Raw genomic sequence first — 23,281 nt, 5'->3', positions numbered from 1 at the left:
AAATCCTTCGAAAGGTGGGTCAAGAGAATCGATTGTACACCCGCACCGTGCCAAGCGGGAGCCACTGGCGGTTTCCATGCGTTTCAGATGATGAAAGGCGCTCGGAGTTTCAGGCCCAGGGCCGTGTCAAAGCTGTGGCCATACCGGACGCATGCCGCGGCGCTGGGCGTCGAGAATCGCCCGGCAGAGGTCGCACAGGCGGCCGTCACGATAGATCGAACGCGGCACGCCGGACCACCGTGGCTGTGCAGGCAGCAAGCCCCCACAAAGGGTTCGGTCGACCGGCACACCCAGTTCGAGCTGGCGGGCGACAAGGTGGACGCGGATTTCCTGGCAGGCGAACAGATCGAGCTGCTCATCGGGCTCGATCAGTTGGTAGGCATACAAGGACCAGGCAGGGCGCGGCATTGGGGGCTCTCGAAACGGGGGGCGCAACATTAGCCGAAAGCCGGCCCCGTTTAAAGCGTCACAGCAAGGGTTTTATCGCCGGCCAGGCATTTTCCAGCAACCGCTGCTGGGCACCCTGCGCCGGATGGATGCCATCGGCCTGCATCATCTCCGGCACACCCCCTACGCCCTCGAGGAAAAACGGCACCAGTGCCACCTGTTTCTGCGCTGCCAACTGCTCATAAACCTTGGCGAACGCCGTGGTGTAGCGCACCCCGTAATTGGGCGGCAGGCGCATGCCCAACAGCACCACTTTGGCCCCGGACTCGCGTGACCGCTCGATCATCGAGGCAAGATTTTGTTGCAATTGCTCTGGAGGCTGTCCGCGCAGCCCGTCGTTGCCGCCCAATTCCAGCACCACCAGGCTGGGCTTGTGCGCTGCAAGCAGCGCCGGCAGCCGCGCCTGGCCCCCTGCACTGGTGTCGCCGCTGATCGACGCATTGACCACCCGATCATCGAAACCTTCGTCCCTGAGCCGGGTCTGCAACAAAGAGACCCACCCCTGGCGGGTATCCAGGCCAAAACCGGCGCTGATACTATCGCCGACAACCAGCAACGTTCCCGCCGCCGCGCTCTGGGCCAGGCAATACAGGGCCAGACCGGCACTCAACCACCACACTCGCATTGGATTCTCCATGGGCCCCAGCATTCTCGTTGCGCAGAACCTTAGCAAAGTGGTCCCCAGTGCGGAAGGTGATCTGACCATCCTGCACGCACTGTCCCTGGACCTCGCCCAAGGCGACAGCCTGGCCATCGTCGGCGCCTCGGGCTCAGGCAAATCCACCCTGCTCGGGCTGCTGGCCGGCCTGGACCGCCCCAGCGCCGGCAAGGTGATACTCGCCGGACACGACCTGGGCCCACTGGACGAAGACCAACGCGCCAGGGTGCGCGCCGAACATGTCGGCTTTGTGTTCCAGTCGTTCCAGCTGCTCGACAGCCTCAATGCACTGGAAAACGTCATGTTGCCACTGGAGCTGGACGGCCGTCGCGATGCTCGCGAACAAGCCCGCACCTTGCTTGAACGGGTCGGTCTGGGCAAGCGCCTGACCCACACGCCACGCCAGCTGTCCGGTGGCGAGCAGCAACGGGTGGCGATCGCCCGCGCCTTCGCCGCCCAACCGGCGGTGCTGTTCGCTGACGAACCTACCGGCAACCTCGACAGCCATACCGGCGAGCGCATCAGCGACCTGCTGTTCGACCTGAACAAGGAGCGCGGCACCACCCTGGTTCTGGTCACCCATGACGAGCGCCTGGCCAGCCGCTGCAGGCGCCTGATACGACTGGAAGCAGGCCGCCTGGTGGCGCCGGTGGAGGCCTGATGAAACACATGCCGCTTTCCCGCCTGTGCGGCCTGGCGCTGCGCCAGTTGTTGCGCGACATCCGCGCCAGCGAAGTGCGCGTGCTGTTCTTCGCCCTGCTGGTGGCTGTTGCCGCCAGCACCGCCATCGGCTATTTCGGTGCCCGCCTCAATGGCGCCATGCAGTTGCGCGCCAGCGAGTTCCTTGGCGCCGACCTGGTATTGCAAGGCAGTGCGCCGGCGCGTCAGGAACAGGTAGACGCCGGCACCGCCCTGGGGCTGCGCCACGCCCGGGTGGTGGAGTTCACCAGCGTGGTCGGTGGTGATGCCGGCATCCAGCTGTCGAGCATCAAGGCCGCCGATGGCGCCTACCCCCTGCGTGGCCAGGTACGCAGTGCACCGGCGCCGTATGCCATGGAAACACCCGGTGGCGGCCCGCCGCCGGGCGAGGTCTGGGTCGAACCGCGCCTGCTGGCTGCCCTTGGCCTGAGCATCGGCGACAGCATCGATGTCGGCATGAAGACCCTGCGCATGAGCCGCGTACTGACCTACGAACCGGACCGTGCCAACAACTTTTATAGCCTCACCCCGCGGGTGATGATGAACCTCGCCGACCTGGAGGCCACAGGGGTCATTCAGCCCGGCAGCCGGGTCAGCTACCGAGAGCTGTGGCGCGGCGATGCACAGGCCCTGGCGCAGTACCGCCAGGGGCTGGAGAAGAACCTGGCGGCGAACCAGCGCCTGCTCGACACCCGCGATGGCAACCGGCAGATCGGGGGGGCCCTGGGCAAGGCCGAACGCTACCTGAACATGGCCAGCCTGGTAGCGGTGCTGCTGGCAGGCGTCGCCGTGGCACTGTCGGCCAGCCGCTATGCGGCGCGGCGCCTGGACGCCAGCGCACTGTTGCGCTGCCTGGGGCTGTCCCGCCACCAAGCGCTGGGCCTGTACTGCCTGCAACTGGCCATGCTCGGCCTGCTGGCCGCGCTGGTCGGTGCCTTGCTCGGCTGGCTGGCGCAACTGGGCCTGTTCCGCCTGTTGCACGGCCTGCTGCCGAGCGTGGTGCCGCCTGGCGGCATCCTCCCGGCATTGGCCGGCATCGCCACCGGGCTGGTCGCACTGGCCGGTTTCGCCCTGCCCCCGCTCGCCGCTCTGGGCAAGGTGCCGCCACTGCGTGTACTGCGCCGCGACCTGCTGCCCGTGCCACCCAGCAGCTGGCTGGTCTACGGCGCCGCCCTGTTCGCCCTGGGCCTGATCATGTGGCGCCTGAGCCTCGACCTGCTGCTGACCTTCGCCCTGCTAGGCGGCGGGTTGCTTGCCGCGCTGGCACTGGGCGGCCTGCTGCTGCTTGGGCTACGTAGCCTGCGGCAACTGCTGGCAGGCGCCCCGCTGCCCTGGCGCCTGGGCTTGGGCCAGTTGCTGCGCCACCCCATGGCTGCCGCGGGCCAGGCACTGGCGTTTGGCCTGATCCTGCTGGCCATGGCCCTGGTCGCCTTGCTGCGCGCCGAGCTGCTCGACACCTGGCAGGCACAACTGCCCAAGGACGCACCCAACCATTTCGCCCTGAACATCCTGCCCGACGACCGTGAGCCTTTCGCCCAGCGCCTGCACGAGGTGAACGCAGCCTCCGCACCGCTGTACCCGGTGACGCCTGGCCGGCTGATCCAGATCAACGAGCAACCCGTGCAACAGATCGTCAGCAAGGATTCCGCCGGCGAGCGCGCCGTTCAGCGCGACCTCAGCTTGACTTGGGCCGCCGACCTGCCCGCAGGCAATGCCTTGACCGCCGGCAACTGGTGGCGGGCGCTACCGGCTGGTGATGAAATCCCCGGCGTTTCGGTCGAGGCGGAACTTGCCGCCAGCCTGAAGGTGCAACTGGGCGACCTGCTGACCTTCGACATTGGCGGCGAACAACGCCAGGCGCGAGTGAGCAGCTTGCGCAGCGTGCACTGGGACAGCTTCCAGCCGAACTTCTACATGATTTTCCAGCCCGGCACCCTGCAGGGGCTGCCGACCACCTACCTGACCAGCTTCTACCTCGCGCCGGGTCATGACCTGGATGTGGTGGCCCTGTCGCGGGCGTTCCCGGCGGTGACCATCCTGCAAGTCGATGCCTTGCTGGAGCAGCTGCGCAGCATCCTCGCCCAGGTTACCCTGGCGGTGGAATATGTATTGCTGTTCGTCCTGGCAGCGGGGTTGGCCGTGCTGTTCGCAGGTTTGCAGGCAACGCTGGATGAACGCATTCGCCAAGGCGCATTGCTGCGCGCGCTTGGCGCTGCTCTACCGTTGCTGGTGAAAGCGCGGCGTATCGAGTTCGGGCTGCTGGGTGCGGCCAGTGGCGCCCTGGCAGCGCTAGGCTGTGAGTTGATTACCCTGGTGCTTTACCGCTATGCGTTCGACCTGCAGTGGGGCCCGCATCCGTGGCTGCTGATACTGCCGCTAGCGGGCGCGCTACTGGTAGGAGGGGCTGGTGTGTTGGGGACTCGGCGGGCGCTTAATGCCAGCCCGTTGGCGGTGCTGCGGGAGGGATAGCCTTAAGCTGCAAGCTGCAAGCATGAGCAGATACGCCTCGGCTTGCAGCTGAACGCTTACTGCTCGTAACTTATGCTGCTTACATACCAGGTCGCTTCGCCAGTAGGTGTATGCACCAGCACCTCATCACCCTCCTCTTTCTTGAGCAGGGCCCGCGCCATGGGCGAATCGATCGAGATATAGTCATTGCGTCCATAGATCTCGTCGTACCCGACGATGCGAAACTTCAGGGCTTCGCCGTCATCGTTTTCGATCTCCACCCAGGCACCGAAGAAGACCTTGCCCTCCTGCTGCGGCGAATAGGCAACCACCTTGACGTCTTCGAGGCGCTTGCGCAGGTATCGGACCCGACGGTCGATCTCACGCAGCAACTTCTTGTTGTACTGGTAGTCGGCATTCTCGCTGCGATCCCCCAGCGAGGCAGCCCAAGCCACCTTCTGGGTGATTTCCGGGCGATACACCCGCCACAGATGGTCCAGCTCTTTCTTCAGAGCTTCATGGCCTTCTGTCGTGATGATATTGGTACTCAACAGCGGGTTCCTCAGCGTCGGGTAATCAGGCCCTGGCGTGCGATGCGGGTGAGGTGGCCGATCACTTCGGCAGCATCCTGCGCGGCAGGTGCCTGGATCACCGCCAGATCGAAGCGGTCGTTGCCAAACTGCTCCAGCCGGCACGCGGTTTCGGCAAACTGGATGAGGAAGGCGCGGGCCTGGCCTTTGCGACGGGACAAGCCTTCGAGATGACGCAAAAGAGTAGGCTGATGCTGGCCACCGAGCAGAATGCGCGGTGTGCGGGTGGCCTGGCTGGCAGGCAGTGGGCTCAAGCAGACACTGGTACGTGGGCAACTCATGGAGTGTTTCTCCGCCTCGCAAATCCCGCTGGGCAGCGGTGGGAGGCGTCACCGAACCAGCGCTTTAGCGGTATTTCGGATGACCCGGGGCTGGGTTTTCCTGCGCCCCGCAAGTAGCTGTTTAAATCGGCGCAGGCGGTATGCTAGAGCTACACGCGGCAAGCTGCAAGCCCCAAGCTGAAAGTCATCAACTTGAGGCCTGCAGCATGAGCTGTCAGCGGGCGATCAATCGGTCTACGGAGAAGCGACCAGCGCCTTCGATCAGTACCGCGACGGTACCCGCCAGCAACGCCAGGGCGAACTCATAGCCATTGTTGGACATGAACAGGCCGTTACCGATGTGTACCGAGAAAATTGCCACCACCAGGGTTACGCTCAGTGCCAGCGCCGCCGGGCGAGCCAGCAGGCCAATCACCAGGGCCAGGCCGCCGAAGAACTCGGCGCTGCCGGACAGCAGGGCCATCAGGTAGCCGGGGGCCAGGCCGATGCTCTCCATCCACTGGCCGGTGCCCTCCAATCCGTAGCCGCCGAACAGGCCGAAGAGTTTCTGCGCACCGTGCGCCATGAAGATGATGCCGACCAGGATGCGAACCACGCTCAGGCCCAGGCCAGCGTGGGTGGAGAGCAGTTTGATGATTGCGTTGTTCATTGGGTGACTTCCTTGAAGGCTGGGATGTTGTGTTGGGATGGGCGCCATAATAATCGACATGAGAGATATATAAATCGCAAAAAACCCAGCATACCAATCAAATAAATCGATTTATCAGCGATTCCCCCTCCGCTCCAGCACCGCACGCTCACGGTTGAACGCCAGGAAGTACTTGTTCACGCTGTTGACGAAGTTCACCGGCCCCATGCCCACCTGCTCCATCGCGACCCGTTCAGTCTGAAAGAACCATTGATTGCCATTGAGCCCACGCTTGCGAGCCTCGACACGCATGGCCTGGACCCGCTCGGGCCCAAGGTTGTAGGCGGCCAGCACAAAGGCCATGCGCTCACGCTCGTTGATCTTCGGGCTGGCAAAGAACTTGCGGCGGATCAACGCCAGGTAACGGGCGCTGGCCTGGACATTGCCATCCACCGTTGCGGTATTGCTGACCCCGACCCGTTGGGCAGCTGCAGGAGTGATCTGCATCAGGCCATGCGCCCCGCCACTGCCGCGCGCCGCCGGGTTGAGGGTCGACTCCTTGAAGGCCAACGCAGCAAGGTTCAGCCAGTCGATCTGTTGCGCCTGGCCATGTTTCTGCAGCACCGCGCGCACAGAAGCCAGGCGCTGACGGTCCTTGCGCGCAAGCGGGTTGTGCACGCGGTACTGGCGCCGGTAGATGCGCTCGAAGGCAGCGTCCTGGTTCTCCGGCGCGCGGTAGCCCTGCAGAAAACGATCGACCGTGGCCTGCAGCAGCGTCGCATCTCGGCGCACATACCAGCGCATGGCTTGTGGCGGGCCCAGTTGCAGTCGGCTATCCAGGCGCAGGCGTGGCATTACCCGGGCCCAGCGCAGCGCGATCGGCCGCTCCACCACGGTCAGGTGATAGATGCCGGCCTGGACCATCTCCAGCACGTCCTCCACCGCCAGGGTCGAATCGACCCACTCGATCTTGACGGGCGGGCGCTTGCGCAGCGCCAGGTGCTGGTTGATCTGCTGGATCAGCGCGCCGGCGGCACTGGCACTGGTCAACGCCACGGTGCGCCCGGACAACTGCTCGACGCGGGTGAAACTGCGCTCGCCCTTGCGCCCGACCAGCCACAACGGCACCTGGTCCAGGACCGGAGCACTGCTGTTCACGCCACCGACCAGGCTCGGGTCGAGCAATTCGCCCGGGGCGGCAAGGTCGCCCTCACCGCGCTGCAGGGCCCCGAGTAGTTGCTCTTTGGCTCTGGGGATGAGTTTGAGCCGCACCTGTTGCCCGTCGCCGGCCCGGGCGTTGAGGTAATGCTCAAGCGCACGCAAGCGGTAGTACTCGATGCCGACGGGCTCGCCCTTGACCTCACCGGAACTGTTGCGACTTTGGTTGACCAGTACCCGCAGCACCTTGCTGCTGCGGATCTGTTCAAGGTCACGGGCCTTGCTCACCGGCACGTTCTGCTGTGGCCCCGGCAGGCGCGCGTAGGCGGGACCGACGCTCATCAGGCCAAGCGCCAGCAGCAGGGCGAGCAGGTATCGCAGCATGCGAAGACGTATCCGAGGTCGGTGGGCAGCATCCATGTGTGCGAGCAACTCGTGATAAATGACGGCAAAAGACCATCGCAAAAGCCTGAAGTTCTTGGCTTTTTCCCGGAAATCGCGCTTTTTGCTATGCTGGCCGTCCCGCGGCACGAGGTAGCACCATGCAACTGATCGATATCGGCGTCAACCTGACCAATAGCAGTTTCCACGACCAGCAGGCCGCCATCGTCGAGCGCGCCATCGAAGCCGGCGTAGTGCAGATGATCCTTACCGGCACCAGCCTCGCGGTCAGCGAGCAGGCGCTAGAGCTGTGCCAGCAGCTGGACCCCGCCAGCGAGCACCTGTTCGCCACAGCCGGCGTACACCCGCACGACGCCAAAGCGTGGGACGCCAACAGCGACCAACGACTGCGCCAGTTACTGAATGAAGCGCGTGTGCGCGCCGTAGGCGAATGCGGGCTGGACTTCAACCGCGACTTCTCCCCTCGCCCACTCCAGGAAAAAGCCTTGGAAGCTCAATTGGCGCTGGCCGCCGAGTTGCGCCTGCCTGTGTTCCTGCATGAGCGTGATGCCAGCGAGCGCTTGCTGGCGATTGTGAAGGACTACCGCGACCACCTGCCAGCCGCCGTGGTGCATTGCTTCACCGGCGAGCGCGACGCACTGTTCGCCTACCTGGACATGGACCTGCACATCGGCATCACCGGGTGGATTTGTGACGAACGCCGCGGCACGCACCTGCATCCGCTGGTGGGCAATATCCCACAAGGGCGCCTGATGCTGGAGAGTGATGCCCCGTATCTGCTGCCGCGCAGTCTGCGACCGAAACCGAAGAGCGGGCGCAACGAGTCGGCGTTTCTGCCAGAGGTGCTGCGGGAGGTAGCGTTGCACCGAGGTGAACGTGTTGAAGATACCGCGGCGCACACCACTGCAACGGCTCGGGCATTTTTCCAGCTGACCTGAGCTTGATCGGGCATAAACGGTTTGTTGATACACGTCAAAACCTCCCAGGCGTGAGCGGGCACAATGATGGCACCTTGCCAATAATGTTTCCGCTCAACTCAGAGAAGACCTACCCATGGGTGCCTGGCTTAGCAATATTTCCCTGAAGTACAAGTTCTGGGCCGTCAACGCAGTGGCCTTTGTCACCACCTTGATGCTGGTGCTTTATGCCGTGCACCTGGAGCAGCGAGCCCGCGCCGAAGCTGTGCAGATCCAGGCGCAATCCCAGGCACAGCTGCTGGCCGCCTGGCCGCAAGGGCTTGCCCTGCCCCGCCAGGCCAACGTGATCACCTGGCAACCCGGCCAAACCCCGACCTTTGCCGGCCAAAGCCTGGATGCACTGCGTAATGCACAAGGCTGGGTAGCACTCCCGGCCGCCTGGCTCTTCGGCAACAACCCGCTGCGGGGTGCTCAGGTACTGCGCCATGGCGACGAGCAGGTGGCGGTACTGGCCCAGGCACCGAGCGTGCGCCAGGTGTTCTTCGAGCGTTTTGCCAACTACGCGGTTTGTGTGCTGATCCTGATGCTGGCCATGCTCTGCGCCTCGCAACTTTTGATCCGCTTCCTGCTGAGCCAACTCAACACCCTCAAGGACGTCATGCTGCACGTGGAAAAAACCGGTGACCTGTCGGCCCGCGTGCCTCTGGCTTGCGGAGACGAAGTGGGCCAGATGGCAGGCGCGTTCAACGCCATGCAGTCGACCTACCACCGCGTGGTCAGCACCGTGGCACGCACAGCCGCGCAACTCGATTCGGGCGCCGCGCGCCTGGCCACGAGCATGAACGAAGTTCGCCACGGCATGCTCGGCCAGCAAAGCGAGACCGACCAGGCAGCCACGGCGATCAACGAGATGTCCGCCACCGTGCACCATATCGCCCAGCATGCCGGCGCCACCCGCGACCTGTCGCAGACCGCCGACACCCTCGCTGGTAGCGGCAAGAATGTGGTCAACCGGGTGCAGGATTCGATTGCCGGGCTATCCAGCGGTGTGCAGCAGACCGCCGAAATGATCCGCCAACTGGCCGAGGACAGCCAGAAGATCAATGGCGTGGTCAACGTCATCCACAGTATTGCCGAACAGACCAACCTGCTGGCGCTCAATGCCGCCATCGAAGCAGCGCGCGCCGGCGAAATGGGCCGTGGCTTTGCGGTGGTCGCCGATGAAGTGCGCAGCCTGGCCAAACGCGTGCAAACCTCCACCGACGAGATCACCGGCATGGTGGCCGACCTGCAGGCCGGTACCCGCGATGCGGTGGAGTTCATGCAGGAAAGCTCTTACAAAGCTGACGACTGCGTGCGCCAGGCCAAGGAAGCCGGCGCAGCGCTCGCCGAAATTACCGGCGCCGTGGCGCAGATGCGCGAGAGCAACACCCAGATAGCCGTCGCCGCCGAGCAGCAGAGCCAGGTGGCGGAAGAAATGAACCGGGCAGTAGTCAGCATCCGTGACGTCACGGAGGAAACCGTGCAGCAGACTGTCGATTCGGCCACCACCAGCAGCGAACTGGCGACCCTGGCCGGCGAGCTGAACAAGGCCATCGGCCAGCTCAAACTATAGTCACCATAGCCAGCCTCGATTGGCTGTGAACACAGGGCCGCACTAAGCTTTGGGCATGACCGCGAGGAACTGCCCATGAGCAAACGACTGCCCAACTTGCCCGCCTGGCAATGGCGCGGCTATCACCACAACCACCGCCACCCGACCAACCTGGTGCTGCACCTGATTGCCGTGCCGCTGTTCATCCTTGGCGCTCTGCTGGTGCTGTCAGGCTTGTTCGCCCTGGACCTTGGCCAGATTGCTGTCGGCATCATTTCCCTGATCGCCGGCCTGGGCCTGCAGCGTCAGGGCCACCGCCTGGAGGCCGAGCAGCCGGAACCGTTCGCCAACCGCAAGGACGCCGTGCAGCGCCTGCTGACCGAGCAATTCATCACCTTCCCGCGTTTTGTGCTCAGTGGTGCCTGGTGGCGCGCCTGGCGCGAACGGCACAAACATCGGCGTTGAATCTCAAGCGAACACTGTGACCGTCTGCCGGCTCAATGCCAGCAACTCACCTTCAGCCGTCCACAGGGCAGCTGCGGCATGCCCATAACCATCGCGGGCGTGTTCCGTCTCGACGCAGTAGCGGCACCAGTCCAACGTCGACAGCCTGGCAACCGGCTGGATGAATTCGATGGTCCAGGTCAGCGTACTGCCTGCTGCGGGCTGCTTCAGGTAAGGCATGAGGCTGGGCGGCCAGGCATCGACCAGCGCTAACAGGTGGGCCTCGTTGACCTGCTCCTGGGCAACATCCCGCAAGCGCACCCAGCCGCCCATGTGCCGTGACTGATTGCCACTGAACGGCAACCCACCAACCGCCCAGCGCAGGGCAACATGGCGCATGAACTCAGGTGTGACGCCTTTGATGTAAGGAAGCTCAGGGGCGGCATCCTCAAGCGCCTTCATCTCCATGGCCGGCACTGCAGGAACATTCACCACCGATGCCCGCCCGGCGCCGAAATTGCCCTGCACCAAAGTCACCACTTGGCCATCCTGAATCGCTCGACCAAGCAGGGTGCTGACGGCTTTGCCCTCGCGCAGCACTTCGACTTCAAAACGGGTTGGCACGTCGGGAGCGGCGGGGGCGACGAAACTGATGGCCAGGGAACGCACCGGGCGGCTATCGGCGAGCTTCAGGCGCATGGCCTCATACACCATGGCGGCCATCAGGCCACCGAATGCGGCACGCCCTTGGGCCCAGTTGGGCGGAACACTGACGCCGTCGGGGTGTGCTCGCACGGCGTCGAGCAGTTGGTTGAAGTTCATGGGCCGGCTCCTGCAGCAGCGAAAGGTGTCAGCCAATACTAGCGAGCAACCTTGCGTCGAACAGCCCGCATATCGGTCATTTGCCGGGCTTGCGCCGCTGCAGCGCTGCCTGCAAGGCATCCAGTGTCACGTCGGACTGGCGTTCGGCGTCATCCAGCTCCTGCTCCCAATCGACCTTGCAGGGCGCGAGATCCGCATGCGATTGAGCCTGCAACAGCCATTGCAAGCGATCATGCCAGTTACCCAAATCGCTCTGGGCTTGTTTTAGCATGCGCTGCAGCGGCTTGCCGGCATGATCGAGTTGCGGATAGGCCTGGTCGCCATAGCGCACACGTTTGATCAACAGGCGCAGGCGGTGGCGGTCGTGGGCCGGGTCCTGCAAGGCTTCCTGCAGCTTGCGCCATTGCTTGACCAGGCGTTTGTCGACACGCTTGCGCAGTGACTTCGCCAACCCTTCACGGCCCGCTGCGCGCAGGAACAGCGGGAAGGCATCGAGGATGGCAAGTACACGGCTCAGCTGCGCGCTGGTGGCCACGCCGGCAAAGGTGGCAGCCCGCCCTTGCAGACGCCGCTGCCCCGCCTGGGCAACGCCGCGCTTGATCAACTCGGCCGCCAGTACCTCACGGTCACGTAGCGGCGTGGTCAAGGTACCAAGGGCTTTCGCAGCGCCCTCCAACTGCTCGACCCCCGGCAAGCCCCTCAGCGGCCGTAACAGGCTGCGCAAGCGCCTCAGGCCTATGCGCAGATCGTGCAAGGCTTCGCTGTCGGTATCGGCAGCAAGACGCTCGCGACAGGCCAGCAGGCGCACCTGCAAGGCCACTACCTGGGCAACCACATGGTCGAGCATGCTGGACATACAGCGCTCCTCGGTCAGCGCCCGGCGCGCGACTCACGAATGTAGAAACGCGCCTTTTCGGCTTTATTGGTGCAACCTTCGAAGCCTTCGAACTGCTGCTGGGTCTTGGCCCCGGTCAAAAGCGACAAAGCCTTGGAATAGCTGACAGTACCGGCAAAGCCTTCAGCCTTGGCCAGGTCAAGCTCCTTCCAGGCGGCATCGAGCTGCGACGCGCAGCTGTCACGGTAAGCCGTCTTGCCCGCACAGCCGGCAAGGGCCAGGGCAATCAGAGGAAGGCAGATCCAGGCTTTCATCGGTAATACCTCAGAGGTTCAAATAGAATGGCTGTTCGACGCGTGGGCACCTGAAAAGTGCCGCGCCCGGCACGTTTTGCCTAGAGTCTACATTGAAGCACAGGCAACGCTCGGTGCATTGTAGGACCATGGATGCAAAAGCCGGGGATGATCATGAGCAAACGTGTAGCACTGGTATTGGGATCGGGGGGCGCTCGGGGCTATGCCCATATCGGCGTGATCGAGGAAATCGAACGGCGCGGCTACGAGATCGCCTGCATTGCCGGTTGCTCGATGGGCGCGGTGGTCGGGGGCATATACGCGGCGGGCAAACTCGATGAATACCGCAACTGGATCGAAAGCCTGGATTACCTGGACGTACTGCGTCTGGTCGATGTCAGCTTCCGCCTTGGTGCCATTCGCGGCGACAAGGTGTTTGGGCAAATCCGCAAGATCGTTGGCGAAATCAATATCGAGCAATTACGCATCCCCTACACGGCAGTGGCCACCGACCTGACCCACCAGCAGGAGATCTGGTTCCAGGAAGGCTGCCTGCACCAGGCAATGCGCGCTTCGGCGGCAATTCCAAGCCTGTTCACGCCGGTAATGCAAGGCAACCGCATGCTGGTCGACGGCGGCATCCTCAACCCGCTGCCGATCGTGCCGGTGGTGTCCAGCCACTGCGACATGATCATTGCGGTGAACCTCAACTCCACCAACCAGAAGCAATACCAGTTGCCTGTCATCGAGCGGCCGGCAGCATTCAGGATGCGCTTTGACGCGCTGATCAATTCGCTGGGGTCGCGCATGCCGTTTCGGCGCAAGCCCGTCGAGGAACTGATGCGCATCGAACAGGAGATCACCGGCGAGGGCCTGATTCCACCCAACCCCTGGCTGGCCGATACGGCCGACCCCGAAGCGCAGCAACCGACGGCGGCACCGCAGAGCGAGGGCGCGCCAAAATCAGCCACAGGGTCGATCATCGTCGACAACGTAGGGCCAGCTTCGCTGCTGGACCTGATCAACCAGAGTTTCGAGGTCATGCAGACGTCGTTGGCGCAATACAAGATCGCGGGGTATCCACCGGACGTGCTGATCAACGTGCCCAAGCGGGTATGCCGCTTCTTCGAGTTCTACAAGGCGCCGGAGCTGATTGCCTTGGGCCGGGAGATTGCGCGGGATACGCTGGATAACTATGAGGGGGAAAAGCGCTGAGGCGAACCCGGCGCTTACGCCCGTGCCACAGAAACGAAACAGGCCGCATCATGCGGCCTGTTTCATTACCAGACAGTCACTCAGTAGCGAGTGATGTCCGCACTGCCTTCGAGCTGCTTGCGGTATGCCGCAAAGTCCTGCTGGCCCGCACGCGAAGCGAGATAGCGGCGGATCTGCTGCTTCTCTTCAGCGCTGGCGGCGGCACCTTCGTTGACACCTTTGAGCTGCAGCACGACCAGGCTGCCATCGGCCAGAACCACGCTGCCATATACCGGCTTGCCCTTGGCTTGCGGCTTGGCCAGGCGGAACAGTGCCTGCAACTCGGCCGGGTCGATACCGTCCTGGCTGCGGGTGACTGCTTCGTAGGCCTTCCAGCTCTGGCCTTCCTGGGCAGTATCGGTAGCGACCGAGCCGTCACGCAGACCGGCGATCAGCTTGTCCGCCTTGGCCTTGAGCTCGGCGGTTGCCTTCTCCTTGGCCAGGTGTTCGCTGATTTTCTTGGCCACGGCTTCGAGCGGCATCTGCTCCGGCTTGCGGTGCTCCTTGACGCGCAATACCACCGTGGTTTCCGGGTCCAGCTCGATGGCGGTGCTGTTGGCAGCCTCCTCCAGCACTTCCTCGGAAAACGCAGCCTGGACCACGGCACGGTTGGCCGTGATGCCTTCACCGCCCTCACGGCCGAATGGCGCCGACGTATGCACCTTGAGGTTCAGGTCCTGGGCGGGCTGGGCCAGGTCGGCAGCCTCGTAGGCAGCATCCTGCAACTGCTTGCTGGCATCGACATAGCGCTGCTCGACCAGCGGAGTCTTCAGGTCTCGCGTGAGCTTGTCCTTCAGGCTGGCAAAACTCGGGACTTCCGGCGCCTGCTTGCCCAGCAGCTTGATCAGGTGATAACCGAACTGGGTACGCACCGGTGCAGACACCTGGCCATCGTCGAGCTTGTACAGCGCGTCCTCGAAGACCGGGTCATACACCCCCGGGCCGGCGAAGCCAAGGTCGCCACCGCTGTTGGCCGAACCCGGGTCCTGGGAGAACTCCTTGGCCAGTTTGGCGAAGTCTTCACCTTTGGCCAGGCGTTGCTCGACCTCTTCGATGCGGGCCTTGGCCTGGGCATCGGTGACCTTGTCATTGACCTCGACAAGGATGTGCGCAGCGTGGCGCTGTTCGGCCAGGTTGGCGATTTCCTTCTCGTACTGGGCCTTGAGCTCGTCGTCGGTAACCTTCACCTGATCGAAGAATGCCGACTTCTTCAGCTCGACATAGTCGATGACCACTTGATCCGGCGTCATGAACTCCTTGGCATGCTGTTCATAATGGGCCTTGACCTCGTCATCGCTGACCTTGACCGCAGCCGGGTTGGCCTTGAAGGTCAACGAAGCGAAGTCGCGGGTCTGGTTTTCCAGGCGAGCGAAGGCGTCGACCTGCTGGTCGGTCACGAAGCTGCTGCCGGCAATACCCGTGCGTACCTGGCCGATCAGCATTTCTTCGGCGAGCATCTGGCGGAACTGCAAGCGGCCATAGCCCATCTGGCGGATGACCTGATCGAAACGGTCAGCGTTGAACTTGCCATCAACCTGGAATTCCGGCGTCTGCAGGATCACTTGATCCAGCGCGGCCTCACTGAAGGCGAACTTGGCATCTTCGGCACCCTGCAGTAGCAGCTTGCGTTCGATAAGCCCTTTGAGCGCGGCATCGCGCAGCAATTTCTCGTCCAGCAGTGCCGGGTCGAAATCCTTGCCCAGCTGTTGCATCAGCTGGCGGCGCTGCATGTCGGCCGCCTGGCTCAGCTCGTTCTGGCTGATGGTCTGGCCGTTCACCTTGGCGGCGTCCTGGCTATGGCTGGCGGCCTGGAAAATGGCCTCGAAGCCCGTCAACGCCATCAGCACGACGATGAGGCCGATGATGGTCTTGGCAATCCAACCTTGTGAATTGTCCCTGATATTTTGCAGCATGCGTCCCCCAGAAACGGCTGTACCACTGCGTCGACAACCGCGGAGCGTGGGTAGAATCCTGATAAAAGAAAGGCGCATCCGAGGATGCGCCTTTTCTTAGCAAACGTGTCAGGCGGGAACGTTTGCGACCCGCCTTCAGCGTGCTCGGACCTGGCCAGGCCGGGTCCGGCTGAAAGAGACGACTTAGTTGACGGCGTCTTTCAGGCCTTTGCCAGCCTTGAAGCCTGGAACCTTGGCAGCAGCGATCTTGATGGTCTTGCCAGTTTGCGGGTTACGGCCATCGCGCTCTGCGCGCTCTTTGACCGAGAAGGTACCGAAGCCAACCAGAACGACGTCGTCGCCTGCTTTCAGGGCACCAGTCACGGAGTCAATTACTGCATCCAGCGCGCGGCCGGCTACAGCTTTCGGGATGTCAGCAGATGCGGCGATAGCGTCAATCAGTTCCGACTTGTTCACTCTAAGTCCCCTTATTTCTCTATTGAGTTTGTTTCTAAGTATGTAATGAAAAGCTTATGAAACGTGCGCTGGGTGGCCTGGTGACAATAGCGTGCCGCTTTATAGCAAGGCCCCGAAAATACTGTCAAGGAAAGCCCCCCAGCCAAAAACTACTAATGCGTGCTAATTCGTTCCTTAGCATCGCCGTCGCGCTTTTCATCTTTCGCGACAATCTCAGGAGCCACATCTGGCAAGGGCTCCGGGGCGTATTGCAGCGCAATTTGCAGGACTTCGTCAATCCATTTGACCGGTTTGATCTGCAGATCCTGTTTGATATTTTCCGGAATCTCCTTCAGATCGCGAACATTCTCCTCTGGAATGATCACCGTCTTGATCCCGCCACGGTGTGCCGCCAGCAGTTTTTCCTTCAACCCGCCAATGGCCAATACCTGCCCACGCAAGGTGATTTCACCGGTCATGGCAACATCTGCACGCACTGGAATCTGCGTCAGCGCCGACACCAGCGCGGTGCACATGCCGATACCGGCGCTCGGGCCATCCTTGGGCGTAGCACCCTCGGGCATGTGGATGTGCACGTCGTGCTTCTCATGGAAGTCGGCGGCAATCCCCAAGCTGCGGGCGCGGCTGCGGACTACGGTTTGCGCGGCGGTGATCGACTCGACCATGACGTCGCCGAGCGAACCGGTCTTGATCAGTTGGCCCTTGCCAGGGATGACCACCGACTCGATGGTCAGCAATTCGCCACCCACCTGGGTCCAGGCAAGGCCGGTCACCTGGCCGATCTGGTCCTGCTGCTCGGCCAGGCCGTAGCGGAACTTGCGCACACCCAACAGGTGCTCGAGCTGCTCACTGGTGACCTTGACCTTGACCTGCTTCTGGCCGGTATGTTCCTTGACGACCTTGCGGCAAACCTTGGCAATTTGCCGCTCAAGGCCACGTACACCGGCTTCGCGGGTGTAGTAACGGATGATGTCGCGGATCGCCGAGGTGTCGATCTCGAGCTCTTCCTTCTTCAAACCGTTGGCCTTGACCTGCTTGGGTGTCAGGTATTTGACCGCGATGTTGATCTTCTCGTCCTCGGTGTAACCCGGCAGGCGAATGACTTCCATGCGGTCAAGCAGCGCCGGCGGGATGTTCATCGAGTTCGAGGTGCACAGGAACATCACGTCAGAGAGGTCGTAATCGACCTCCAGATAGTGGTCGTTGAAGTTGTGGTTCTGCTCAGGGTCGAGCACTTCCAGCAGCGCCGAGGCCGGGTCGCCACGCATGTCGCTGCCCATCTTGTCGATCTCGTCGAGCAGGAACAGCGGGTTGCGCACACCCACCTTGGTCATCTTCTGGATCAAGCGGCCTGGCATCGAACCGATGTATGTCCGACGGTGGCCGCGAATCTCGGCCTCGTCACGCACGCCACCCAAGGCCATGCGCACGAACTTGCGGTTGGTCGCAGCGGCGATCGACTCGGCCAGCGAGGTCTTGCCCACGCCTGGCGGGCCAACCAGGCACAGCACCGGGCCGCGAATTTTCTTCACGCGCTTCTGCACGGCGAGGTATTCGAGGATGCGTTCCTTGACCTCTTCAAGGCCATAATGGTCCGCATCGAGAATTTCCTCAGCCTTGGACAGGTCCAGTCGAACCTTGCTCTGGGCCTTCCACGGCACCTGCACGAGCCAGTCGAGGTAGGTCCGCACCACGGTGGCCTCGGCCGACATCGGCGACATCTGCTTGAGTTTGTTAAGCTCCGCCTGAGCCTTGGCCAGGGCATCTTTCGGCAGGCCAGCGGCTTCAATGCGCTTTTTCAGCTCTTCGACTTCGTTGTGGCCTTCGTCGCCATCGCCGAGCTCTTTCTGAATGGCCTTCATCTGCTCATTCAGGTAGTACTCGCGCTGGCTGCGCTCCATCTGTTTCTTGACCCGGCCACGGATACGCTTCTCGACCTGCAGCAGGTCGATTTCAGCATCCAGCATCGCAAGCACATGCTCGACACGGGTGGACAGATCGACGATCTCGAGAATTTCCTGCTTCTGCTCGATCTTCAGGGCCATGTGTGCGGCCATGGTATCGACTAGGCGCCCAGGCTCCTCGATGCTGTTCAGCGACGACAGCACTTCGGCAGGGACTTTCTTGCCCAACTGCACGTACTGCTCGAACTGCGACAGCAGCGTGCGCACAAAGACTTCCGACTCGCGCTCGGCGGCGTCGGTTTCGTCGATCAGGGAAACTTCGGCACGGATGTGCCCTTCAACTTCGGTAAAGCGCTCGACTGCACCCCGCTGCTCGCCCTCGACCAGCACCTTGACGGTGCCATCAGGCAGCTTCAGCAGTTGCAGCACGGTAGCGACGGTACCGACGCGATACAGGGCGTCTTCGCCCGGATCATCGTCGGCGGGGTTCTTCTGGGCCAGCAGAAGGATCTGCTTCTCGCCAGTCATCGCAGCCTCAAGGGCCTCGATGGACTTCTCACGCCCCACGAACAGTGGGATGACCATGTGCGGATAAACAACGACATCGCGCAATGGCAAAAGAGGCAAGTCGAGGGTGGTCTTCATGATTTCGCCTCTACAGCGGCCTTATGGCCGGAAACCGGTGGAAATGATGCTTGGACCTAATGTGGGGGCACGCCTGGGAAATTACAAGCGCTTGCACAGGAAAAGCAGAAAGGGGCCCGCATGGGCCCCTTTCTTGCTTGCTGCCACCTGACCGACTCAGGCGTCGGGTGCGGCCTTGGCTTGCGGCTCGCTGTTCTCGTAGATCAGCAACGGCTGCGAAGTGCCTTCGATGACGCTCTCGTCGATCACCACTTTGCTGACTTCCTTCTGCGAAGGAATTTCATACATGGTGTCGAGCAGAACGCCCTCGAGGATCGAACGCAGGCCGCGGGCGCCAGTCTTGCGCTCCAGGGCCTTGCGTGCGACGGCCTTGAGCGCATCACTGCGGAACTCAAGGTCAACGCTTTCCATCTCGAACAGCCTGGCGTACTGCTTGGTCAGGGCGTTCTTCGGCTCAGTGAGGATCTGCATCAGCGCAGCCTCGTCCAGCTCGTCGAGGGTTGCCAGAACCGGCAGACGGCCGACGAACTCGGGGATCAGGCCAAACTTGACCAGGTCATCCGGCTCGACTTCACGCAGCGACTCGCCAACCTTCTTGCCCTCTTCCTTGCTGCGTACTTCAGCGCCAAAACCGATGCCACCCTTGGTGGAGCGGTTCTGGATGACCTTTTCCAGGCCTGAGAAGGCGCCACCGCAAATGAACAGGATGTTGCGGGTATCCACCTGCAGGAATTCCTGTTGCGGGTGCTTGCGCCCCCCTTGCGGCGGAACGGAGGCAACGGTGCCTTCGATCAGCTTGAGCAGTGCCTGCTGCACGCCTTCACCCGAAACGTCACGGGTGATCGACGGGTTGTCCGACTTGCGCGAAATCTTGTCGATCTCGTCGATGTAAACAATGCCCATCTGGGCCTTTTCCACATCGTAGTCGCACTTCTGCAGCAGTTTCTGAATGATGTTCTCGACGTCCTCACCCACGTAACCGGCTTCGGTCAGGGTGGTGGCGTCAGCAATGGTGAACGGCACGTTCAACAGGCGAGCCAGGGTTTCGGCGAGCAGGGTCTTGCCCGAGCCTGTAGGCCCGATGAGCAGGATGTTGCTCTTGCCGAGTTCAACCTCGTCACCTTTCTTGTCACGCTGGTTCAGGCGCTTGTAGTGGTTGTACACCGCTACCGAAAGCACCTTCTTGGCGCGCTCCTGACCAATCACATACTGGTCCAGGATGCCGCTGATTTCTTTCGGCGAAGGCAATTTGTGCGCGCTGCTTTCGGCCTGGGCTTCCTGCACCTCCTCTCGGATGATGTCGTTGCACAGGTCGACGCACTCGTCGCAGATAAATACCGAGGGCCCGGCAATCAGTTTGCGCACTTCGTGCTGGCTTTTGCCGCAGAAGGAGCAATAAAGCAATTTGCCGCTGTCCTCGCCGTTACGGGTGTCAGTCATTCGATCGATCCAATCCGGTAGGCTTGCAACACAAGATGAAGGCAATTGCGGGCTTTTTCAAGTCCGCAGGTAGGCGCTTTGGGCGCCTGCCTGCTCTGGCACCTGGGTTCAGGAGGCCAGTTGCCGCTTGTCGTATACCGAGTCGATCAGGCCGTACTCGGCCGCGCGCGAGGCGCTCATGAAATTGTCACGTTCGGTGTCGCGCTTGATGGTCTCCAGATCCTGGCCGGTGTGGTAGGCCAGCAGCTCGTTCAGACGCGCCTTGATGTTGAGGATTTCCTGGGCATGGATCTCGATATCGGTCGCCTGGCCCTGGAAGCCGCCGAGCGGCTGGTGAATCATCACCCGCGAATTAGGCAGGCAGTGACGCTTGCCCTTGGCACCGGCGGCCAACAGGAAGGCACCCATGCTGCAGGCTTGGCCGATGCAGATGGTCGAGACGTCCGGCTTGATGAATTGCATGGTGTCGTAGATCGACATGCCAGCCGTTACCGAGCCGCCTGGGGAGTTGATGTAAAGATGGATATCCTTGTCCGGGTTTTCCGCCTCAAGGAACAGCATCTGCGCCACTACCAGGTTGGCCATGTAGTCCTCTACCGGGCCGACCAGGAAGATCACTCGCTCCTTCAACAGGCGCGAGTAGATGTCATAGGCACGTTCGCCACGGGCGGACTGCTCGATAACCATCGGGACCAGGCCGCCTGCGGCCTGGATGTCAGAGCTCTGCTGAATATAAGAATTGCGGGACATGTCCTGCGCTCACTCCCAAATAGTCATGGCTTGAATACGCACAAGCCAGCGCGAAGGCTGGCTTGTGGGGGTTTCCTACGAGAGGGCCGCCTTACTCAGCTTCGGCAGGAGCCTGCGCTGGTTTTACGGCTTCTTCGTACGAGACCGATTTGTCGGTCACAGTCGCTTTCTGCAGAACAGTATCTACAACTTGTTCTTCCAGTACAACCGAACGTACCTCGTTCATCTGCTGGTCGTTTTTGTAGTACCAAGCGATGACCTGCTCAGGCTCCTGGTAAGCCGAAGCCATTTCTTCGATCATTTCGCGAACCTTGCCTTCGTCCGGCTTCAGTTCGAACTGCTTGACCACTTCGGCGACGATCAGGCCCAGCACCACACGGCGCTTGGCTTGCTCTTCGAACAGCTCGGCCGGCAGCTGCTCAGGCTTGATGTTGCCACCGAACTGCTGAACAGCCTGGACGCGCAGGCGGTTGACTTCATTTTCCAGCAGAGCCTTCGGCACTTCGATCGGGTTGGCGGCCAGCAGACCGTCCATGACCTGGTTCTTCACCTTGGTCTTGATCGCCTGACGCAGTTCACGCTCCATGTTCTTGCGAACTTCGGCGCGGAAGCCTTCCAGGGTCGATTCCTTGATGCCGAACTGGGCGAAGAACTCTTCGTTCAGTTCTGGCAGCTGAGGTGCCGAAACGCTGTTGACGGTGATGGTGAACTCGGCAGCTTTGCCAGCCAGGTCCAGGTTCTGGTAATCCTCAGGGAAGGTCACGTTGACAACGCGCTCTTCGCCAGCCTTGGCGCCAACCAGGCCGTCTTCGAAGCCTGGGATCATGCGGCCGGAGCCCAGTACCAGCTGGGTACCCTTGGCCGAACCACCGGCGAAGGCTTCACCGTCGATCTTGCCGACGAAGTCGATGTTGACCTGGTCGTCTTTCTCGGCAGCGCGCTCGACGGCCTCGAAGCGCACGTTCTGCTTGCGCAGCACTTCCAGCATGTTGTCCAGGTCGGCATCAGCCACTTCGGCGCTCAGGCGCTCGACGCTGATCGACTCCAGGCCGGCAACGGCGAACTCTGGGAACACTTCGAAGATGGCGACGAACTCCAGGTCCTTGCCCTTTTCAAAGGACTTCGGCTCTACAGCAGGCGCGCCAGCCGGGTTCAGCTTCTGCTCGACGATGGCTTCGTAGAAGGAAGCCTGGACCAGGTCACCGAAAGCCTCTTGACGGGCATCGGCTTCGAAACGCTGGCGGATCACGCTCATCGGCACTTTGCCTGGGCGGAAGCCCGCGACCTTGGCGCGCTTGGCAGTCTGCTGCAGACGCTTGTTGACTTCGTTCTCGACGCGCTCGGCCGGAACGGCGATGGTCATGCGGCGCTCGAGAGCGGAAGTGTTTTCAACAGAAACTTGCATGGATATTCCTCGTTGCACAGACGTTAGCCGGCGTTAGCCCGACTCCAGAATCAAGGGCAAGCATTCTAGTGAGTCACGCACCAGAAGTCACCCCACCCGGGACGACGGGAAACCACGCCGGTCGATTAGCTTGCAAGGCCCGCACGGCGTATCGCCGGGCCTCTATATATATGCAGGGTGCGCAACGCCGTCGGCGGCACGCAACCGTAATACTTTGTCAAACAACTACAGCCCGCAAAAACGCCCTTATTCAGGGTCGATTTCATTGAACTGGCAGTACTCTTCCCAAGCCATACCCAGCGCTTGGGCCACTTCGCGATGGGTCTCCAGGCGCATGGCCTGCAGTTGCTCGGGGCTTTCGGCGATCAACTGCAGCGCCAGCTCCCAAGGCTGGATGCCCTGCTGGTCGGCGGCATCCTCGAACGCCCATTCGATCTGCTGGGCCTGTTCGCGCGCATCCAGCCCACGGATTTCCTCGAGCAGTTGCGGATTGGCCTCGGCGAAGCGCTGAAGCGCCAGCGCCTGACGGGCTTCTTTTGCAATCATTGGATTAATCCTTTGCTGGCCTAATCCAGCCGGTATTTCAACCGACTGAAATCTATCAGCTTTTATTGGGGTGTCGCCAGAGGATTGCAAGGGCTGTCAGAGGTATTGCGCAGGCCTCAAGAACTGCGCGCCCCTGCAGGAGTCGGCTTGCCGACGAGGCTGCATAGTTACACGCTCGTACGCATAACGCAGAAACAACAAAGGCGCCTGATCATACAATCAAGGCGCCTTCGAAAATATGGGGTGGACGATGGGAATCGAACCCACGACAACCGGAATCACAATCCGGCGCTCTACCAACTGAGCTACGCCCACCATATTGCGGTGTTACGGTACAACCTTACATAAACATGGTGCGGACGAAGAGACTCGAACTCTTACAGCTTGCGCCGCTGGAACCTAAATCCAGTGTGTCTACCAATTTCACCACGTCCGCATAACGCTTAAAACAAAGGCGCCAGATCTACAATCAAGGCGCCTCTGAAGAATATGGGGTGGACGATGGGAATCGAACCCACGACAACCGGAATCACAATCCGGCGCTCTACCAACTGAGCTACGCCCACCATATCGCTTTACTGCCTCACTTGCTTGCCCAAGCTGCCTAATGGCGCACCCGGCAGGACTCGAACCTGCGACCATCCGCTTAGAAGGCGGATGCTCTATCCAGCTGAGCTACGGGCGCATAAGCGTAAAGCCTAACCGAACGAGCAATACTAAAACCACTCATTCTGCCCGACTTCGCCAACCAG

22 protein-coding genes and 4 tRNA genes are annotated in these 23,281 nt (G+C 61.8%); 6 read left to right on the top strand and 20 right to left on the bottom strand.

Features of this window, described 5'->3' with window-relative positions; translation table 11 throughout:
* Positions 1-126: 126 nt before the first annotated feature.
* Positions 127-408, bottom strand: coding sequence for a hypothetical protein (locus JOE27_RS00290; RefSeq protein ID WP_039601335.1), 282 nt, complete (start codon positions 406-408; stop codon positions 127-129).
* 58 nt (positions 409-466) lie between these two features.
* A complete protein-coding gene (locus JOE27_RS00285; protein ID WP_046787322.1) occupies positions 467-1,072 on the bottom strand; it encodes an arylesterase in 606 nt (201 codons plus the stop codon).
* A gap of 10 nt (positions 1,073-1,082) precedes the next feature.
* Here JOE27_RS00285 and JOE27_RS00280 point away from each other — a divergent pair, with 10 nt between their 5' ends.
* A complete protein-coding gene (locus JOE27_RS00280; RefSeq protein ID WP_012313661.1) occupies positions 1,083-1,766 on the top strand; it encodes an ABC transporter ATP-binding protein in 684 nt (227 codons plus the stop codon).
* Positions 1,766-4,273, top strand: a complete 2,508-nt coding sequence (locus JOE27_RS00275; protein ID WP_204917512.1) for an FtsX-like permease family protein — start codon at positions 1,766-1,768, stop codon at positions 4,271-4,273. The genes JOE27_RS00280 and JOE27_RS00275 overlap by 1 nt, the downstream gene beginning before the upstream one ends.
* A gap of 56 nt (positions 4,274-4,329) precedes the next feature.
* Here the strand turns inward: JOE27_RS00275 and greB are convergent, their stop codons facing one another.
* From greB to JOE27_RS00255, 4 genes are all read right to left on the bottom strand, one after another.
* Positions 4,330-4,803 (bottom strand): transcription elongation factor GreB, encoded by a 474-nt coding sequence (gene greB, locus JOE27_RS00270; protein WP_115275363.1) that lies wholly within the window; start codon positions 4,801-4,803, stop codon positions 4,330-4,332.
* An 11-nt stretch (positions 4,804-4,814) separates the two neighbouring features.
* Positions 4,815-5,123, bottom strand: coding sequence for a hypothetical protein (locus JOE27_RS00265; RefSeq protein ID WP_046787940.1), 309 nt, complete (start codon positions 5,121-5,123; stop codon positions 4,815-4,817).
* Between the two features lie 214 nt (positions 5,124-5,337).
* Complete coding sequence (locus tag JOE27_RS00260) at positions 5,338-5,772, bottom strand: DoxX family protein (RefSeq protein WP_046787939.1); 435 nt, start codon at positions 5,770-5,772, stop codon at positions 5,338-5,340.
* Between the two features lie 114 nt (positions 5,773-5,886).
* On the bottom strand, positions 5,887-7,293 hold the full coding sequence (locus JOE27_RS00255; protein WP_115275364.1) for a transglycosylase SLT domain-containing protein: 1,407 nt from the start codon (positions 7,291-7,293) through the stop codon (positions 5,887-5,889).
* Between the two features lie 158 nt (positions 7,294-7,451).
* Between JOE27_RS00255 and JOE27_RS00250 the strand changes: the two genes are divergently transcribed.
* The 3 genes from JOE27_RS00250 to JOE27_RS00240 all read left to right on the top strand — a co-directional run bounded on the left by JOE27_RS00250 (position 7,452) and on the right by JOE27_RS00240 (position 10,287).
* A complete protein-coding gene (locus JOE27_RS00250; RefSeq protein WP_204917509.1) occupies positions 7,452-8,249 on the top strand; it encodes a TatD family hydrolase in 798 nt (265 codons plus the stop codon).
* A 115-nt stretch (positions 8,250-8,364) separates the two neighbouring features.
* Positions 8,365-9,843: a methyl-accepting chemotaxis protein gene (locus JOE27_RS00245; protein ID WP_046787936.1), complete on the top strand. Its 1,479-nt coding sequence runs from the start codon at positions 8,365-8,367 to the stop codon at positions 9,841-9,843.
* A 75-nt stretch (positions 9,844-9,918) separates the two neighbouring features.
* Positions 9,919-10,287 carry an Mpo1-like protein gene (locus tag JOE27_RS00240; RefSeq protein WP_046787935.1) on the top strand — a complete coding sequence of 123 codons (369 nt, stop codon included), beginning with the start codon at positions 9,919-9,921 and terminating at the stop codon, positions 10,285-10,287.
* Between the two features lie 3 nt (positions 10,288-10,290).
* On the opposite strand, the gene JOE27_RS00235 is transcribed toward JOE27_RS00240, so the two are convergent.
* From JOE27_RS00235 to JOE27_RS00225, 3 genes are all read right to left on the bottom strand, one after another.
* Complete coding sequence (locus JOE27_RS00235) at positions 10,291-11,088, bottom strand: thioesterase family protein (protein WP_046787934.1); 798 nt, start codon at positions 11,086-11,088, stop codon at positions 10,291-10,293.
* Between the two features lie 76 nt (positions 11,089-11,164).
* Positions 11,165-11,944 (bottom strand): CHAD domain-containing protein, encoded by a 780-nt coding sequence (locus JOE27_RS00230; protein WP_204917507.1) that lies wholly within the window; start codon positions 11,942-11,944, stop codon positions 11,165-11,167.
* A 14-nt stretch (positions 11,945-11,958) separates the two neighbouring features.
* On the bottom strand, positions 11,959-12,237 hold the full coding sequence (locus JOE27_RS00225; protein WP_012313650.1) for a hypothetical protein: 279 nt from the start codon (positions 12,235-12,237) through the stop codon (positions 11,959-11,961).
* A 153-nt stretch (positions 12,238-12,390) separates the two neighbouring features.
* Here JOE27_RS00225 and JOE27_RS00220 point away from each other — a divergent pair, with 153 nt between their 5' ends.
* A complete protein-coding gene (locus tag JOE27_RS00220) occupies positions 12,391-13,431 on the top strand; it encodes a patatin-like phospholipase family protein (protein WP_115275574.1) in 1,041 nt (346 codons plus the stop codon).
* Between the two features lie 80 nt (positions 13,432-13,511).
* On the opposite strand, the gene JOE27_RS00215 is transcribed toward JOE27_RS00220, so the two are convergent.
* From JOE27_RS00215 to JOE27_RS00165, 11 genes are all read right to left on the bottom strand, one after another.
* Positions 13,512-15,383, bottom strand: a complete 1,872-nt coding sequence (locus JOE27_RS00215) for a SurA N-terminal domain-containing protein (RefSeq protein ID WP_125923208.1) — start codon at positions 15,381-15,383, stop codon at positions 13,512-13,514.
* Positions 15,384-15,566: 183 nt separating this feature from the next.
* Complete coding sequence (locus tag JOE27_RS00210) at positions 15,567-15,839, bottom strand: HU family DNA-binding protein (RefSeq protein ID WP_012313647.1); 273 nt, start codon at positions 15,837-15,839, stop codon at positions 15,567-15,569.
* A 152-nt stretch (positions 15,840-15,991) separates the two neighbouring features.
* Positions 15,992-18,388, bottom strand: a complete 2,397-nt coding sequence (gene lon / locus JOE27_RS00205) for an endopeptidase La (protein WP_046787930.1) — start codon at positions 18,386-18,388, stop codon at positions 15,992-15,994.
* Positions 18,389-18,544: 156 nt separating this feature from the next.
* On the bottom strand, positions 18,545-19,828 hold the full coding sequence (gene clpX, locus JOE27_RS00200) for an ATP-dependent Clp protease ATP-binding subunit ClpX (protein ID WP_012313645.1): 1,284 nt from the start codon (positions 19,826-19,828) through the stop codon (positions 18,545-18,547).
* A 108-nt stretch (positions 19,829-19,936) separates the two neighbouring features.
* On the bottom strand, positions 19,937-20,578 hold the full coding sequence (gene clpP / locus JOE27_RS00195) for an ATP-dependent Clp endopeptidase proteolytic subunit ClpP (RefSeq protein ID WP_009683825.1): 642 nt from the start codon (positions 20,576-20,578) through the stop codon (positions 19,937-19,939).
* A 91-nt stretch (positions 20,579-20,669) separates the two neighbouring features.
* Positions 20,670-21,983: a trigger factor gene (gene tig / locus JOE27_RS00190; protein ID WP_046787929.1), complete on the bottom strand. Its 1,314-nt coding sequence runs from the start codon at positions 21,981-21,983 to the stop codon at positions 20,670-20,672.
* 246 nt (positions 21,984-22,229) lie between these two features.
* Positions 22,230-22,529: a DUF6388 family protein gene (locus tag JOE27_RS00185; RefSeq protein ID WP_046787928.1), complete on the bottom strand. Its 300-nt coding sequence runs from the start codon at positions 22,527-22,529 to the stop codon at positions 22,230-22,232.
* Positions 22,530-22,768: 239 nt separating this feature from the next.
* A tRNA-His gene (locus JOE27_RS00180) sits at positions 22,769-22,844 on the bottom strand.
* Positions 22,845-22,880: 36 nt separating this feature from the next.
* Positions 22,881-22,965, bottom strand: a tRNA-Leu gene (locus JOE27_RS00175).
* A 54-nt stretch (positions 22,966-23,019) separates the two neighbouring features.
* Positions 23,020-23,095 (bottom strand) — tRNA-His (locus JOE27_RS00170).
* 42 nt (positions 23,096-23,137) lie between these two features.
* Positions 23,138-23,214: transfer RNA gene (locus JOE27_RS00165), tRNA-Arg, on the bottom strand.
* Positions 23,215-23,281 lie beyond the last annotated feature (67 nt).

The sequence above is a fragment of the Pseudomonas sp. M5 genome, from assembly GCF_016907075.1.
Classification (GTDB): domain Bacteria; phylum Pseudomonadota; class Gammaproteobacteria; order Pseudomonadales; family Pseudomonadaceae; genus Aquipseudomonas; species Aquipseudomonas putida_E.
Note: the sequence above shows the minus strand (reverse complement) of the source record. Positions and strands in the feature narration are given on the sequence as shown.

Bases quoted from the DNA above. Each gene is read 5' to 3' on its own strand.
- JOE27_RS00255 (WP_115275364.1), bottom strand. From the start codon at position 7,293: ATGCTGCGATACCTGCTCGCCCTGCTGCTGGCGCTTGGCCTGATGAGC.
- JOE27_RS00240 (WP_046787935.1), top strand. From the start codon at position 9,919: ATGAGCAAACGACTGCCCAACTTGCCCGCCTGGCAATGGCGCGGCTAT.
- JOE27_RS00235 (WP_046787934.1), bottom strand. From the start codon at position 11,088: ATGAACTTCAACCAACTGCTCGACGCCGTGCGAGCACACCCCGACGGC.
- JOE27_RS00230 (WP_204917507.1), bottom strand. From the start codon at position 11,944: ATGTCCAGCATGCTCGACCATGTGGTTGCCCAGGTAGTGGCCTTGCAG.
- JOE27_RS00260 (WP_046787939.1), bottom strand. From the start codon at position 5,772: ATGAACAACGCAATCATCAAACTGCTCTCCACCCACGCTGGCCTGGGC.
- JOE27_RS00280 (WP_012313661.1), top strand. From the start codon at position 1,083: ATGGGCCCCAGCATTCTCGTTGCGCAGAACCTTAGCAAAGTGGTCCCC.
- JOE27_RS00215 (WP_125923208.1), bottom strand. From the start codon at position 15,383: ATGCTGCAAAATATCAGGGACAATTCACAAGGTTGGATTGCCAAGACC.
- JOE27_RS00275 (WP_204917512.1), top strand. From the start codon at position 1,766: ATGAAACACATGCCGCTTTCCCGCCTGTGCGGCCTGGCGCTGCGCCAG.
- JOE27_RS00225 (WP_012313650.1), bottom strand. From the start codon at position 12,237: ATGAAAGCCTGGATCTGCCTTCCTCTGATTGCCCTGGCCCTTGCCGGC.
- clpX (WP_012313645.1), bottom strand. From the start codon at position 19,828: ATGACTGACACCCGTAACGGCGAGGACAGCGGCAAATTGCTTTATTGC.
- lon (WP_046787930.1), bottom strand. From the start codon at position 18,388: ATGAAGACCACCCTCGACTTGCCTCTTTTGCCATTGCGCGATGTCGTT.
- JOE27_RS00185 (WP_046787928.1), bottom strand. From the start codon at position 22,529: ATGATTGCAAAAGAAGCCCGTCAGGCGCTGGCGCTTCAGCGCTTCGCC.
- JOE27_RS00245 (WP_046787936.1), top strand. From the start codon at position 8,365: ATGGGTGCCTGGCTTAGCAATATTTCCCTGAAGTACAAGTTCTGGGCC.
- JOE27_RS00250 (WP_204917509.1), top strand. From the start codon at position 7,452: ATGCAACTGATCGATATCGGCGTCAACCTGACCAATAGCAGTTTCCAC.
- clpP (WP_009683825.1), bottom strand. From the start codon at position 20,578: ATGTCCCGCAATTCTTATATTCAGCAGAGCTCTGACATCCAGGCCGCA.
- JOE27_RS00290 (WP_039601335.1), bottom strand. From the start codon at position 408: ATGCCGCGCCCTGCCTGGTCCTTGTATGCCTACCAACTGATCGAGCCC.
- tig (WP_046787929.1), bottom strand. From the start codon at position 21,983: ATGCAAGTTTCTGTTGAAAACACTTCCGCTCTCGAGCGCCGCATGACC.
- JOE27_RS00285 (WP_046787322.1), bottom strand. From the start codon at position 1,072: ATGCGAGTGTGGTGGTTGAGTGCCGGTCTGGCCCTGTATTGCCTGGCC.
- JOE27_RS00220 (WP_115275574.1), top strand. From the start codon at position 12,391: ATGAGCAAACGTGTAGCACTGGTATTGGGATCGGGGGGCGCTCGGGGC.
- JOE27_RS00265 (WP_046787940.1), bottom strand. From the start codon at position 5,123: ATGAGTTGCCCACGTACCAGTGTCTGCTTGAGCCCACTGCCTGCCAGC.